14 protein-coding genes are annotated in these 13,886 nt (G+C 72.7%); all 14 read right to left on the reverse strand.

From position 1 onward, the window contains the following. Positions 1-1,125 (reverse strand): hydrogenase formation protein HypD, encoded by a 1,125-nt coding sequence (hypD, locus tag RV983_RS32310; RefSeq protein ID WP_475989245.1) that lies wholly within the window; start codon positions 1,123-1,125, stop codon positions 1-3. Further along, positions 1,122-1,436, reverse strand: coding sequence for a HypC/HybG/HupF family hydrogenase formation chaperone (locus RV983_RS32315; RefSeq protein WP_475989246.1), 315 nt, complete (start codon positions 1,434-1,436; stop codon positions 1,122-1,124). Before RV983_RS32315 ends, hypD begins: the two co-directional genes overlap by 4 nt. After that, positions 1,436-3,823, reverse strand: a complete 2,388-nt coding sequence (gene hypF / locus RV983_RS32320) for a carbamoyltransferase HypF (RefSeq protein WP_475989247.1) — start codon at positions 3,821-3,823, stop codon at positions 1,436-1,438. Before hypF ends, RV983_RS32315 begins: the two co-directional genes overlap by 1 nt. Next, positions 3,823-4,530 (reverse strand): hydrogenase nickel incorporation protein HypB, encoded by a 708-nt coding sequence (hypB, locus tag RV983_RS32325; protein ID WP_475989248.1) that lies wholly within the window; start codon positions 4,528-4,530, stop codon positions 3,823-3,825. The genes hypF and hypB overlap by 1 nt, the downstream gene beginning before the upstream one ends. Positions 4,531-4,535: 5 nt before the next feature. Then, positions 4,536-4,943 carry a hydrogenase maturation nickel metallochaperone HypA/HybF gene (locus tag RV983_RS32330; protein ID WP_475989249.1) on the reverse strand — a complete coding sequence of 136 codons (408 nt, stop codon included), beginning with the start codon at positions 4,941-4,943 and terminating at the stop codon, positions 4,536-4,538. Between the two features lie 146 nt (positions 4,944-5,089). Continuing rightward, positions 5,090-5,194 (reverse strand): DUF6893 family small protein, encoded by a 105-nt coding sequence (locus RV983_RS32335; RefSeq protein ID WP_475989250.1) that lies wholly within the window; start codon positions 5,192-5,194, stop codon positions 5,090-5,092. 97 nt (positions 5,195-5,291) lie between these two features. Further along, entirely contained in the window at positions 5,292-5,837 is a 546-nt protein-coding gene (locus RV983_RS32340; RefSeq protein WP_475989251.1) for a hydrogenase maturation protease, read from the reverse strand. After that, complete coding sequence (locus RV983_RS32345) at positions 5,834-7,258, reverse strand: hypothetical protein (RefSeq protein ID WP_475989252.1); 1,425 nt, start codon at positions 7,256-7,258, stop codon at positions 5,834-5,836. The genes RV983_RS32340 and RV983_RS32345 overlap by 4 nt, the downstream gene beginning before the upstream one ends. Continuing rightward, a complete protein-coding gene (locus RV983_RS32350) occupies positions 7,255-7,884 on the reverse strand; it encodes a DUF6084 family protein (RefSeq protein ID WP_475989253.1) in 630 nt (209 codons plus the stop codon). The genes RV983_RS32345 and RV983_RS32350 overlap by 4 nt, the downstream gene beginning before the upstream one ends. Continuing rightward, complete coding sequence (locus RV983_RS32355; protein WP_475989254.1) at positions 7,881-8,522, reverse strand: DUF5947 family protein; 642 nt, start codon at positions 8,520-8,522, stop codon at positions 7,881-7,883. The genes RV983_RS32350 and RV983_RS32355 overlap by 4 nt, the downstream gene beginning before the upstream one ends. Next, positions 8,519-9,040, reverse strand: coding sequence for a hypothetical protein (locus tag RV983_RS32360; RefSeq protein WP_475989255.1), 522 nt, complete (start codon positions 9,038-9,040; stop codon positions 8,519-8,521). Before RV983_RS32360 ends, RV983_RS32355 begins: the two co-directional genes overlap by 4 nt. Continuing rightward, on the reverse strand, positions 9,037-10,821 hold the full coding sequence (locus RV983_RS32365) for a nickel-dependent hydrogenase large subunit (protein ID WP_475989256.1): 1,785 nt from the start codon (positions 10,819-10,821) through the stop codon (positions 9,037-9,039). Before RV983_RS32365 ends, RV983_RS32360 begins: the two co-directional genes overlap by 4 nt. Before the next feature lie 91 nt (positions 10,822-10,912). Then, positions 10,913-11,992: an NADH-quinone oxidoreductase subunit B family protein gene (locus tag RV983_RS32370; protein ID WP_475989257.1), complete on the reverse strand. Its 1,080-nt coding sequence runs from the start codon at positions 11,990-11,992 to the stop codon at positions 10,913-10,915. A gap of 440 nt (positions 11,993-12,432) precedes the next feature. Further along, a complete protein-coding gene (locus RV983_RS32375) occupies positions 12,433-13,287 on the reverse strand; it encodes a hypothetical protein (protein ID WP_475989258.1) in 855 nt (284 codons plus the stop codon). Positions 13,288-13,886 lie beyond the last annotated feature (599 nt).

Below are 13,886 nucleotides of genomic sequence, written 5' to 3' on the forward strand. Positions count from 1 at the left end.
TCAGCCAACGGGGCTCGCCTCCAGGGGTGCGCTGGTGCCGCCGAGCCGGCGGTAGAGGTAGTAGGCGGCGCAGGCCCCCTCGCTGGAGACCATCGTCGCGCCCAGCGGGTTGCGGGGGGTGCAGGCGGTGCCGAACGCCTCGCACTCGTGCGGCTTGATCAGGCCCTGCAGGACCTCGCCGCTGCGGCAGGCGGCCGGCTCCCGGGTGGTGATGCCGGTGACCTCGAAGCGGTGTTCCGCGTCGAACTCCCGGTACCGCGGGGAGAGCCGCCAGCCGCTGTCCGGGATGACGCCGATACCGCGCCACGCGCGATCGGTGACCTCGAAGACGTCCGCGAGCATCGCCTTGGCCGCCGCGTTGCCCTCGGGCCGGACGGCCCGCGGGTAGGCGTTCTCGACGGAGTGCTCGCCGCGCTCCAGCTGGCGCACGGTGCGGCGCACCCCCTCCAGGATGTCCAGCGGTTCGAAACCGGTGACGACGATCGGCACGCCGAAGCCGTCCGCCAGCTCCGGGTACTCCTCCGTCCCCATCACGCTGCACACGTGCCCGGCGGCCAGGAACGCCTGCACCCGCACCTGGGGCGACCGCATGATCGCCTCGATCGCGGGGGGCACCCGGACGTGCGAGACCAGCAGGCTGAAGTTGCGGATGCCGAGCCTGCGGGCCTGATGGACCGTCATGGCGTTGGGAGGGGCGGTGGTCTCGAAGCCGATGCCGAAGAACACCACCTGGCGGTCCGGGTTCTCCCGCGCGACGCGCAGCGCGTCGAGCGGGGAGTAGACCACGCGCACGTCGCCGCCCTCGCTGCGCACCCGGAACAGGTCGCGGCCGGTGCCGGGCACGCGCAGCATGTCGCCGAACGAACAGAAGATCACGTCGGGCCGGGAGGCGATCTCCAGGGCCTTGTCGATGACCTCCAGCGGCGTCACGCACACCGGGCAGCCGGGCCCGTGGATGAGCTCGACCTCCGGGGGTAGCAACTGGTCGATGCCGTGCCGGATGATGGTGTGGGTCTGGCCGCCGCACACCTCCATCAGCGCCCAGGGGCGGGTCACGGTCGCACGGATGTCGTCCAGCAGCCGCTTGGCCAGTCCGGGGTCCTGGAACTCCTCGATGTACTTCACCGGTCCGCCTCCGCCGAAGCGGTGCCGGCCGGGGTGGTGCCCGCCTCGGACGCCGCCTGCTGCCAGGGGTCGCCGAACTCCTCCTCCAGCAGCCCCAGGTTCCCGAAGAGGGCGAGCGTCTGCCGCGCCGACTCCTCGTCCAGGCGCTGAAGCGCGAAGCCGACGTGGACGATGGCGTACTCGCCGACCTCCAGATCGGGCAGGTACTCCAGGCACACTTCCTTGATCACGCCGCCGAAGTCGACGGTCGCCATCCTGGTCCCGTCACGTTCCTCGATCTCCAGCACCTTGCCGGGTACCGCCAGGCACATCAGCTGTCTCCTCGCTCTGGGTGGGGGGTCCGGGGGCCGTCGCCGCGAGCCGCGGCGACGAGTTGGCCGAGCGCCAGGCCGCCGTCGTTCGGCGGCACCAGGCGGTGGAGCAGTACCTCGAAGCCGTCCGCGCGCAGCGCGCCCGCGCAGGCCGTGGACAGCAGCGCGTTGGCGAAGACGCCGCCGCTCAGCGCGACCGTCCCGATGCCGTCGCGGTCCCGTACGGCGGCGCACACCCGGTGTACGAGGTCCGCCACCGCCCGGTGGAAACGGCCCGCGACGACGCCCGCCGGAACGCCGCGGCGCAGGTCCGCGACGACGGCCGCGAGTACCGGGCCCGGTTCGCAGGCGGTGGCGCCGTCCACGCCGCCGCCGTCACGCAGCGCGAACGCGTAACCCTCCCGGGGCAATTCGCCCGCGGCAACGGCGGCGGCCTCGAGTTCCACGGCGGCCTGCGCCTCGTACCCTGCCTCCTGGCACACCCCGGCCAGTGCGGAGACGGCGTCGAAGAGCCGGCCCATGCTCGAGGTGGGAACGCAGAGCAGATCACGCTCCAACTGTGTCGCCAGCAGCTGGAGTTCGTCCTGCGGGCAGGCCGCCACGCACGGCAGGTCGGCCGCCCAGGGCAGTCCCGCCGCCCGCAGATGCGCCAGAGCCATCCGGTAGGGCCGGCGCACCGCGGCGTCCCCGCCCGGCAGCGGCACGTAGGCGAGGTGGGCCGCGCGCCGGAAGCCGTCGTAGTCGGCGAGCAGGAACTCCCCGCCCCAGACGGCGCCGTCGTCGCCGTGACCGGTGCCGTCGAAGGCGACGCCGAGCACCGGCGCCGTCCCGTCCAGCCCGGCCTCGGCCATCGCCGCGGCGACGTGCGCGTGGTGGTGCTGCACCTGCCGCAGCGGACGCTCCCCGGCCGCGCGCCGCGCCCAGCCCACCGACCGGTAGCCCGGGTGCCGGTCGGCGGCCAGCAGCACCGGCCGCACCCCGGTGATGTCCTCCAACTGCCGCTCCGCGGCGCCGAAGGCGGTCAGCGTCGCCAGGTCGTCCATGTCCCCGACGTGCGCCGACATCCAGGCGTGCCGTCCCTCGCCCACGCAGAAGGTGTTCTTCAGGTCGCCGCCGACGGCGAGTGCCGGGACCACGGACACCGGCAGCGGCACGGGGAAGGGCGCGTAACCCCGTGAGCGCCGCACGGGCAGTTCACCGCCGTCGCAGATCCGCACCACCGAGTCGTCGCAGGGCACATGGATCGGCCGGTCGTGCGTCAGCCACGCGTCGGCGAGCCCCGCCAGCCGCCGCAGCGCCTCCTCGTCGTCGGTGACGATGGGTTCGCCGCCCAGATTTCCGCTGGTCATCACCAGCAGCCGGGGGCCGGGCGGGTCCCCGGGCAGCCCCAGCAGCAGATGGTGCACCGGGGTGTACGGCAGCAGGACACCGAGGTCGGCGACCCGCGGCGCGACGGCCGGCGCCACACCCTCCGCATCGGGCCGGCGTCGCAGCAGCACGATGGGCCGCCGTGTCCCGGCCAGCAACTCCCGCTCCGCGGCGTCCGCATGGGCCAGCCGCGCCACGTCCGCGAGGTCCCCGGCCATCAGGGCGAACGGCTTGTCGCCCCGGTTCTTGCGCGTCCGCAGCAGCCGTACGCTCGTCTCGTTCCCCGCGTCGCACGCCAGGTGGTAGCCGCCGAGCCCCTTCACGGCGACGATCGCGCCGTCCGCGAGCAGCCGCCGCGCGCCCCCGAGCGGATCGGGTGCCGCCGCCTCCACGGTGCCGCGCCCGCGCCGCACCAGCAGCCGCAGCCGCGGCCCGCAGTCGTGGCAGGAGACCGGCTGGGCGTGGAAGCGCCGGTCGCCGGGGTCCTCGTACTCGGTCCGGCAGGCACCGCACATCGGGAACCCGGCCATCGTCGTGCCGGCCCGGTCGTAGGGCAGTGCGGTGACGATCGTGAAGCGCGGGCCGCAGTGCGTGCACGTGATGAACGGGTGGCGGAAGCGGCGGTCGCCCCGGTCGCGCAGCTCCGCCAGACAGGCCCCGCAGGTCGCGGTGTCGGGGGAGACCAGCGTCCGCGCGGCGCCCTCGCCCGCCCGCGAGGCGGCGATGGAGAAGCCCGAGCCGCCGGCGAGCGGCACCGCGGCGTGCGAGACGGACTCGACGACCGCCAGCGGCGGGGCGTCGGTGCCGACGCGGACGCAGAAGGCCGCGACGGCCGCGGGCGCGCCCTCGACCTCCGCGACCACGCCCTCACCGGTGTTGCCGACGTGCCCCGACAGACCGAGCTCCCGGGCCAGTCCGAAGACGAACGGCCGGAAGCCGACCCCCTGCACCACGCCCCGCACCAGCACCCTGCGTCGCTGCGCGGCCGAGTCGGCCGCAGGGGCCCGCCGGCCGGCCATCAGTGCGCGTGACCGACGGCCGTACGCGTCATCACGGGCCGGTGGACCGCGGCCCCGGCACGCACCGCGAGCGCCCGCTCCAGCAGCACGCCCACGCCCTCGCCGCCGCGTACCGACGTGCGGACCACCTCGACACCCGGGTTCACCTGGGCGACGTTGGCGAGGAACGCCTTCTCGTCGAAGTCGACGGCCGCCGCGATGTCGTACTTGGTGATCACGACCAGCTGTGCCAGTCCGAAGGCGCTGGGGTACTTCAGCGGCTTGTCCTCGCCCTCGGTGACCGAGGCGAGGACCACGCGCAGCGACTCGCCGAGATCGTAGGAAGCAGGGCACACCAGGTTGCCGACGTTCTCCACGAACAGCAGGTGGGTGTCCTCGGGCAGCCACGCCTCGATGTGCGAGCGCACCATCCCGGACTCCAGGTGGCACAGCCCGTCGGTCAGCACCTGCCGCACCGGGGCGCCCGAACGGCCCAGGCGCACCGCGTCGTTCTCGGTGGCCAGGTCGGCGGTGAGCGCGGCGACCGGCACGCCGCGCAGGCGGGCCAGGCCGAGTTCGGCCTCCAGCAGGGCGGTCTTGCCGCTGCCGGGGCTGGACAGGAGGTTCACCATCACGGTCCCGCGCGCGGCCAGGTCCTCGCGCAGGTGCTGAGCGCCGTGGTCGTTCCTGGCGAGCACGGCCTGCTGCAGGTCGGTGACTTTGCACATGACGGTCAGCGCTCCTCGGCGAGTGATGCGGACGGTGGGGCGGGTGTGACGGTGTCGGCCCACCGCACCTCGGTGATGCGCAGTTCCCGGCCGGACAGCAGTTCCGACGCGCCCGCGCCGCAGCGGGGACAGCCCAGCTGCGGCGGCAGCCCGGTCGGCCATGCGTGGTCGCAGGAGCCGCACCGGGCCCGGCCCGGCACGGTCTCGGCCGACAGGGAGGAGCCCTCGAGGACGGTGCCGGAGCAGGCGAGGTCGAAGCAGAAGGACAGGGAGTCGGGGAGCACACCGGCGAGTTCGCCCACCTCCAGCCGGACCTCCCGCACGCCCTGCGGGGCGGCGCCGTCGGCCGCCAGGCGGGCGGCGGCCTGCTCGACCTGCTCCACCACCGCCATCGCGATGGACATCTCGTGCATCGGTCTCTTCTCCGGTGTGGGGTGCCGGCCGGGCCCCCGGCTGCCGCCGGGCGGTACCCCCGGCTCGCGCGGCTCCATTACAGGCCGGTCGTGGCGGGCCCCCGGCCCGCCACGCCGCCGGCCCGGCGGCGGGTACCCGTTCGGCCTCACATGGATCGGATGTGCATGTAGCGCTTCACGTCGGGCAGGACGCGTGACATGGCGAGGACGGCCGCGGCCGCTCCCACCGCGCCGAGGACGATCTTCCACATGGCGGGTGCTCCTTTCTGTGGTTCCGTTGTGTCCGCTGTGTCCGTTGTGTCCGCTGTGTCCGCTGTTTGTGCTGTGCGGTCTGTTCGGCCGTTCCGCTCACTGCGGACGGGCCGCGGGGGCGGTCGCCGCGTGCGGGCTGCCGGTCCTCGCGCACTCCTCGCCGACGACCCGCAGGACGAGGCCCACCGCCTCGTCCACGGCGGCGGCGACGGGTGCGCTCAGCCCGATGCCCTCGTCCAGACATGCCGGTTCGCAGCCCACGACCAGCACGCGCGCGGGCCGGCTGCCCGCGCCCGTGCCGGCGCTGAGGGTGTCCAGCAGTGCCAGGACGGCGTCCGGCGTCATGCGGTGGCCGTCGACGACCGGCGGCTCCGCCGGGTCGCCCACCGGGTGCGGCGGCACTTCGATCAGCCGCAGGGTGCCGGGCGGCTCGCCCCCCGGCACGGCGTCCACCAGGACCACGCAGCGGTAGCCGTCCAGCAGCTGGTACGCCAGGTGCACCCCGCGGACGCCGGTGTCGGTGACCTCGGCGCCCTCGGGCAGCGGGTGCCCGGCCAGCCGCCGTACGACCTCGACGCCGAAGCCGTCGTCGCCCAGGAAGATGTTGCCGATGCCGGCGACCAGCACGCCCCCGCCGCTCACGCCTCCTCCGCCGGGGCCAGTTCGTCGGGCTGGAAGTACAGGAACCGGCCCTGCAGCCGCCGGAGTTCGGCGCCCGGGTCGCCGTCGACGGTGACCGCCAGGTGCACACCGCCGTCCACGTCGTGCAGCACCGCCTCCACCAGCGCGCCGCGCCCGTGCAGGAACAGGTCCTGGGCGTCGGTGCGCCGCTTGCCGGGGCGCAGCACGACCCGGCTTCCCGCGCCGACGGACCTGCCCTCGATCACCACGCGGTCGCGGGCCGGGTCCACCGAGGCGTCGGCGCCCGGATCCCACCAGGGCGTGTCCGGCGCGGTCACGGCCGGCACCGGGTCCTGCCCGGTGACCTCGCGCAGCGCCCGTACGGCGCCGTGCAGACGCTCCATCACCTCCGGCGGCATGGTCTCCGCCAGGTCGATCACGGCGGCGGCCCGGTCGTCGGTGCCCCGGGCGTGCCGCTTCTCCTCGTCGGTGAGGGCGGCGGTGCGCAGGGCCAGGATCTCGTCGATCTCGGTGGCGTCGTACATCGCGCCGAGGCTCTCCGGGGCGATGCGCGGATGGTCCTCCAGGATGATGGGGGAGGACAGCACCACGTCGGCGGCTCCGTCGTCGCCGGCCAGCACCGGCCAGGTGTGCTCGTTGCGGCACTCCGCGACGGCCCCGCGCGCCCACTGCGGCGGATCGGTCATGGAGACGAAGGAGCCCGCGGTCAGCCCGAGCATCAGGTGCGCCGACACCAGCGAGTGCGGGAGCGCGTCCTCGCGCCTGGCCGCGGTGCCCGGGCCGGTGTTCTCGACGACGGCGGTCAGCCGCAGGACCCGGTAGGGGCCCGGGAGTTCCTCAGCGGTGATCCGGACGACGCCTTCCAGCGCTTCCCTGCGCCGTACGACCGCGCCCACGCGCACGCCGTCCTCGTCCTCGACCGGCTCGGTCGTCCCGGCCGCGGGCAGGGTGAACGGGAGCGTGATGCCGCCGTCGGTCAACTCGGGCATCGTGACCGCCAGTTCGACGCGTTCCTCGATGCCCTCGTCCCAGGGCACCAGGACCCGGTCGGGCAGTTGCAGCTCCTCCACCGGCTCGTACGACCCGTCCGGCAGCAGGCGCCGGACGGTGCGCCGCTGGGCGTGCAGGAAGCGCACCTCCGCGTGGAGCACGGCGTCCGCGCGCGGTTCCATGAGGAGCTGCGTGCGCTGGGCGGCGGGTTCGCCCGAGGCGGCCGCCCACGCCGGGGGCACGAGCACGCCGAACTGCCAGCGCATGCGGTTCTTGGCCGACGACGCCCGGTACGGGTACAGGACGTAGCCCTCGAAGAGCACGGCGTCGGCCACCTTGCGGGCGGTGTCGAAGCGTTCGGCCGCCCCCTCGGTCTGCGCCGTCTGCGCGGTCTGCGTCGGGCCGGCCGCCTCCGCGGCGCCCGCCGTCACCGTGCCGCTCCGGAGAGCAGGGCCTCGACGGTGGCCTCCCAGGACGGCAGCGCGTGCCGGCTGCGGAAGGACCGCAACGCGTCCATGGAACCGCGCGGCAGCCGGATCCAGCCGCAGCCGGGGAAGTGCGCGTCGATCGTCTCCCGCCACACCGCCACCGGCAGGCGGCACGTGGCCTCCTTGTGCCAGGGCACCGGCAGCACCTGGAATCCGCCGGGTCCGAGGAAGGCGGTGCCGGAGAAGAGCATGAGCAGCGGCGCCTCCCCCTCCCGCAGCGCGTCGAAGTACTTGGCGGAGGCGATGTCCATGTCGTAGGTGCACGGCACCGGCAGTTCGACCTCGACCTCGCCGGTGAAGCCGGGCACCATCACCGACACCTGGGCGAACTGGAGCGGTTGCAGGGTGCTGCCCCAGCGTTCCGGCTCGCCGAAGAGGTCGCCCAGGCCCTCGGCCTCCTCCGGCGCGTACGCGCGCTGCGCCGGCTCGATGCGCAACTGGCAGCGCAGCGCGATCGCGTGCACCCGCTCCCCGCCGGAGGCGGTGATCCGCAGCCGGAAGACGAGCGTCGGTCCCGCGGCGTACGGATCGGCCCGTACGCCCGTGCACGTGAAGCCCAGCTCGGTCACGGCCGGTTCCCTTCCCGCGGCGCTCGGGCCGCCCGCTGTCGTAGGTCGTCGAAGAAGGCGGCGAGCTCGGCGCGGGCACCGGGCCCGCCGTCGAAGCCCTGCCAGGTCAGCCGCAGCCGGCCGACGAGTTCGTACGCCCGGTCGACCGGCGTCAGGTAGCACTCGCCGCCGTCGTCCTCGCGACGCACCAGCAGCGTCTCCACGTCCGGCCGCAGCGCGCGGGCCAGCGGGGAGTCGCCGAAGACGGCGTCCCAGGTGCCCGGGTCGACATCGCTCTCGGTGGCGCCCGCCGGGCTCGGGTAGAGCACGACGGGGCGGTCGAGGGAGGCGTTGTGGAAGAAGAAGGCCACGGACACCGGGATGCGCAGCCGTTGCCAGGCGACCGCGTCCGGTACCGAGCCGGGGTCGGAGAGGTAGCGGTCGGGCACCGAGGCGAAGCGCCCGCCGCCCGCGCCGGGCCGGTCGAAGAGCAGCGAGCAGGGCGTGCAGGCACAGGCCAGCGCGCGTTGGTCGATGTCCACCAGGTGCCGGTGAGGACCCGTCAGCGTCACCCCGCACAGCTCGCAGCGCTCGGGTGCGGCCGGGCGCGGGGCGACGAAGCGGCGCAGCCCGGCCGCGGGCGGGGACTGCGGGCTCACGGCGCCCCCGGCGGGCGCGTGCCGATCTGGAGCAGCGCGGGTTCCCGGGCGGCCGGAGCGGCCTGCGGCAGCTCGACCGTGGTCACCTCGGGCGCCCAGCACGACAGCGCGGCCTCGATGCGCTGCCGCGTGGCGTCCATGGTGCTGGAACACCCGCAGCCGCCGCCCTCGCGGGCGGCCAGCCGCAGCGTGCCGCTGTCGGGATCGAAGCGCTCGATGTCCACCGAGGTGCCGGCCCGGGCGGCGTGGACCGCGCGTCCGGCCCGCGTGAGGGTGTCCTCCGGGTGCAGGTCGTGCAGGACGAGAAGGCCCGCCACCACCTCGTCCGCGAGCAGCGCGGCCATGGGGTCGGCGCCGCGCTTCTCCAGGAGTTCCACGGCGCGGGCCAGGCCCGCGCCGTAGAACTCCATGAGCGTGCGCACCAGTTCCTCGGCGGCGGCCGCGGCCTCGCCGTCGCCGGAGGCGGCGAGGCCGTCCAGGATCTCCTCGATCCGCCGCGCGGTCCGTTCCGCGCTCATCCGGCCATGCCGCTCAGGCCGGTGGGGACGTGCAGCTTCTGGACGGTGCGGCCGCCGCCGACGTACATGTGGACACCGCACGGCAGACAGGGGTCGAAGCTGCGGACGGCGCGCATGATGTCGATGCCCTTGAAGTTCTCCGGGGAGTTCTCCTCGAAGATCGGGGTGTTCTGCACCGCGTCCTCGTAGGGGCCGGGCGTGCCGAAGGTGTCGCGCACGCTGGCGTTCCACGGGGTCGGCGGGTACGGGTGGTAGTTGGCGATCTTGCCGCCGCGGATCACCATGTGGTGCGAGAGCACACCGCGCACCGCCTCGGTGAAGCCCACCCCGATGCTCTCCTCGGGCACCTCGAACTTCTCCCAGGTCTGTGTGCGGCCCGCGCGGACCTCCGCCAGCGCCTTCTCGGTGAAGTGCAGGGCGCAGGCGGCGGCGTACGCCTGGAAGTAGGTGCGTGCCCGGTTGCGCTCCAGGGCGTTGCTCCACTGCGGGATCTTCCACTCGAAGGTGGTCTCCGGCTTGGTCAGCGTCTTGGGCAGGTTGATGACCACGCTGTGGCCGGTGGCCTTCACATAGCCGATGTCGACCAGCCCGTTGAGCGCCGTCGACCACAGGCGGGCCAGCGGGCCGCCGCCGGTGTCGAGGGCCAGGTGCTCCTGGCCGTCGAACCAGCGCGGCGACATGACCCAGCTGTACTTGTCGTCGAAGTCCCTTTTCTGCGGCGCCGGGATGGTGTGCTGGTTCCAGGGGTGGCGCGGGTCGACCGGGTTGCCGAGCGGGTCGTGCGTGACGAACTGCTCCTGGCCCTCCCAGTCCTGGTAGTACGAGCTGCCCAGGAGGATGCGGATGCCGAGGTTGATCTGCGTCAGGTCGTTGGTGACCAGCTTGCCGTCCACGACGATGCCGGGGGAGACGAACATCCGCCGGCCCCAGTCGGTCATGTTGGCGTACGTGAAGTCGCAGTACTCGGGGTCGTTGAACGCGCCCCAGCAGCCGAGCATGATGCGGCGGCGGCCGACCTCCTCGTAGCCGGGCAGGGCTTCGTAGAAGAAGTCGAAGAGGTCGTCGTGGAGCGGGACGACCCGCTTCATGAACTCCACGTACCGCATCAGCCGGGTGAGGTAGTCGGTGAACAGCTGCACCGACGCGATGGTGCCGACGCCGCCCGCGTAGAGCGTGGAGGGGTGGACGTGCCGGCCCTCCATCAGGCAGAACATCTCCCGCGTGTAGCGGCTCACTTGGAGCGCCTCGCGGTAGAACTCGCCCTCCAGCGGGTTGAGCGAGCGCATGATGTCGGCGATGGTGCGGTAGCCGTGCTCCGCGGCGTGCGGAGCCTCGGTGCGCTCGGCGAGCTCCAGGACGCCCGGGTTGGTCTCCCGGACCATCTTCTCGCAGTAGTCGACCCCGACCAGGTTCTCCTGGAAGATGTTGTGGTCGAACATGAACTCCGCGGCCTCGCCGAGGTTGATGATCCACTCGCCGAGGTGCGGCGGCTTGACGCCGTACGCCATGTTCTGCGCGTACACCGAGCAGGTGGCGTGGTTGTCCCCGCAGATGCCGCAGATGCGGCTGGTGATGAAGTGCGCGTCGCGCGGATCCTTGCCCCGCATGAAGACGCTGTAGCCGCGGAAGACCGACGAGGTGCTGTAGCACTCGGCGACCCGCTTCTGCTTGAAGTCGATCTTCGTGTGGATGCCGAGGCTGCCCACGATCCGGGTGATCGGATCCCAGGACATCTCCATCAGGCCACTGCCGTCTCCGGCCGTCTTCGTCTTCGGAGCCATGTGTCTGCGTGCCCTTCGTCAAGCGGGGGAGGCCGGGGTCGGCGGCCGGGGTCGGTGGGCCGGGGTCAGTGGCCGGTAGGGTGCCGCGGGGTCACCAGGGCGCCTTGTAGCCGGTGGTGAGCTTGCGGCCGGTGTGGCGCCACTTGGGCTCGTTGTCGACGGTCTTGGCCGTCATGGAGCGCAGCCGGCGGATCGCGGCGCCGTACACGCCGCTGGCGGTGCTGGACAGCCGCGCACCGGGCGGTTCGTCCATGAACGGCATGAACATGTCCGGGAAGCCCGGCATGGTGCACGCGATGCAGATGCCGCCGACGTTGGGGCAGCCGCCGATGCCGTCCATCCAGCCGCGCTTGGGGACGTTGCACTTGACCACCGGGCCCCAGCAGCCGATCTTCACCAGGCACTGCGGGGAGTCGTAGCGGTCGGCGAACTGACCCTGCTCGTAGTAGCCGGCCCGGTCGCAGCCCTCGTGGACGGTCGCGCCGAACAGCCACGTCGGGCGCAGCTTGTCGTCCAGCGGGATCATCGGCGCGGAGCCGGCCGCCTGGTAGAGCAGGTACGTCAGCGTCTCCGCGAAGTTGTCCGGCTGGATCGGGCACCCGGGCACGCAGACGATGGGGATGCCGGCCTTGGACTTCCACTCCCAGCCCAGGTAGTCCGGCACGCCCATGGCGCCGGTCGGGTTGCCCTCCATGGCGTGGATGCCGCCGTACGTGGCGCAGGTGCCGATGGCGACCACCGCAAGGGCCTTGGGTGCCAGGCGGTCGATCCACTCGCTGGTGGTGATGGGCTGGCCGGTCGCCGGGTCGTCGCCGAAGCCGCACCAGTAGCCCTCGGCCTTGATCGACTCGTTGGGGACGGATCCCTCGACGACCAGCACGAAGGGCTCGATCTCGCCGCGCTCGGCCTTGAAGAACCACTCGATGAAGGTGTCTGCACCCTCGACCGGACCGCATTCGAAGTCGATCAGCGGCCAGTGCACGGCGATCTTCGGCAGGCCCGGAAGCCCGCCGAGGACGATCTCCTCGATGCTGGGCAGCGTCGCGGCGGTGAGCGACACGGAGTCGCCGTCGCAGCTGAGCCCGGCGTTGATCCAGAGAATGTGGATCGGCGCCTCGTCGTCGGCCGGGGTGGGGGCGGCGGCGTTCGTGGTCGAAGCAGTCGCATCCATGGGGATGCCTCCTCAGAGAGCGTCAAATGCCAGATAACGGCATCTCCTCCCCTTGATAGCGACTGGCTCGCCGGAGTGGGATGTTGAAGAGGGCCAATCCGGTGATCTGCTGATCGCCCCGGATTTCGGCGTGACGCTTGCGAACGCTTGTGCGGCCGGGATCGGGGCTGTCCGCGGCGGCGCCGGGGGTGTGGGGAGGGGCCCGGCTGCGGTTGCGCCGTGGCGCGTGCCATGGGTGGCTCTTCGGCGCCCGGGGAGGCTGCGACGTGGCGTGGGCGCGCTCGGACATCCGTCTTCGCGCGGCGGACGTCAGGACCGGGGCGAAGCCGGACCGGCGGGCCGCGTGGGCCGGCTCGGCAGCGGTCGCTGGGCGACGAACCGGTCCTGGTCCTCACCGCGCATTCGGCCTCGCCACGAGTCCGGCCGGCGCCGCACGGTTCCTATGGCGTCCGGCGGTCGCGGGGTTTCGCGAGCCAGGCGGCGAGATCGGCGGCGTCGAGTCGTCGGCCGGCGCACCAGTCGACCAGCACCAGGTCGAACTCGCTCATCAGCCGGCCAAGGCCCTGTACCGACTTCGCGGTGGTGTCGGGTGGGAGGAAGTCGCCGAGCGAGCCGGCGAGGCACAGCTCGACGACCCGGTCGCCGTCGGTCCGGCCGTACACCGTGAGCGGGCCGAAGGCGGCGGCGAACGAGTCGACCAGCCGGGCCGGGCCGCCCCCGCCATTCATGCCCACGTTCGATTTGGTGGCGGCGGGCAGCAGCTCGAACAGCCTTCGCTGCGGCAGCCCGCCCGGGAGGGGGGTGGAGGGCGCCCGGCGTATGTGCAACCGCTCGAAGATCCGCACTGAGGACGCCCCTGCACCAACGACCCGGGAGTGGTCCCGGCGGATCTGCTGAATCGCGCGCAGTTCGGTGTCGACCTCGACCATGACCTCTCGGGCTGTCAACTCGACCTGTCGCCAGTCGTCCTCGTGGAGCATGAAGTGCCCCTCCAAGCTCGTCACAGGCTCGGTCGGCGGCAGTGGGTCGAAGAAGGTCGGCAGGCTGTACTTGATCTCCTGAGGGTCCGCGTACGTGAGCCGGTTCAGCATCAGTACGAGGCTGCCACCGGTTACGAATTCGGCCGCGGTCGGCGGATCGGCCCTGACGACGGTCCAGGACGCTCCGTCCATGTCGAGCCGTGTCGCCGTGTCGAAGGAGTCCGGCAGCTGTGCGGCGGCGTATTCGGTACGGGCGAGTTCCTGCCCCGACTGGGCGTCGACCAGGGTGACCAGAACCAGCTCGGAGCGCGGCATTCGCCCAACCTACCGACCCGGGGGCGACATCGTCGCGCCGGTTTCTCGGGCCCGGAGCAGGCCGTGCCCCTTCGTGTCCGTGCAGTTGGTGAACCATGGTGGGCATGGGCGCCCCAGCAGGGGGTTTCGCCGCGCCCCGGGCCCAGGTGCCGTTTGACGGCACCGAACGACCTGGGAGATGGGGTGATCGTCCTCATAGCAGCGCCACCGGGAGGGGAAATGATCCGCTCCTGCGCCGCAGCACAGCAAGGTTCGCCGTCGCCGGGCCATGTGTTCCTCATGGCAGCAGGGTTCCTGCCGGCCGGTGGCCACCTCATCCACACGGTGAGTCAGTGGAAGGGTGAATGCCCCGCCTCGATGAGTCCGAAGCGGCGGCAGGGGTCACGGCCTTCGGGCGGAAGGCCTACCTGATCTGCGGACGGACATGCTCGGCCTTTGGCGCTTTGTCCCTCGTTGCAGCGGTGGGCGTTGCACTGACCAGCTGACCAGCTGACCAGGGGCCCACAGCAGACTCCGGGCCGTCCGGTGGCACCCAAGGCGAGCCGGCGTCGACGGACCACGGCAACGGGTCAAGGCGCCGGAGCAGGTCACACGCCCGG

It is taken from the genome of Streptomyces sp. RLA123 (genome assembly GCF_056270165.1).

Excerpts from the sequence above, each read along its gene's own strand:
- RV983_RS32315 (WP_475989246.1), bottom strand. The coding sequence starts at position 1,436 with ATGTGCCTGGCGGTACCCGGCAAGGTGCTGGAGATCGAGGAACGTGAC.
- hypB (WP_475989248.1), bottom strand. The coding sequence starts at position 4,530 with ATGTGCAAAGTCACCGACCTGCAGCAGGCCGTGCTCGCCAGGAACGAC.
- RV983_RS32335 (WP_475989250.1), bottom strand. The coding sequence starts at position 5,194 with ATGTGGAAGATCGTCCTCGGCGCGGTGGGAGCGGCCGCGGCCGTCCTC.
- hypF (WP_475989247.1), bottom strand. The coding sequence starts at position 3,823 with ATGGCCGGCCGGCGGGCCCCTGCGGCCGACTCGGCCGCGCAGCGACGC.
- RV983_RS32375 (WP_475989258.1), bottom strand. The coding sequence starts at position 13,287 with ATGCCGCGCTCCGAGCTGGTTCTGGTCACCCTGGTCGACGCCCAGTCG.
- RV983_RS32360 (WP_475989255.1), bottom strand. The coding sequence starts at position 9,040 with ATGAGCGCGGAACGGACCGCGCGGCGGATCGAGGAGATCCTGGACGGC.
- RV983_RS32330 (WP_475989249.1), bottom strand. The coding sequence starts at position 4,943 with ATGCACGAGATGTCCATCGCGATGGCGGTGGTGGAGCAGGTCGAGCAG.
- RV983_RS32365 (WP_475989256.1), bottom strand. The coding sequence starts at position 10,821 with ATGGCTCCGAAGACGAAGACGGCCGGAGACGGCAGTGGCCTGATGGAG.
- RV983_RS32370 (WP_475989257.1), bottom strand. The coding sequence starts at position 11,992 with ATGGATGCGACTGCTTCGACCACGAACGCCGCCGCCCCCACCCCGGCC.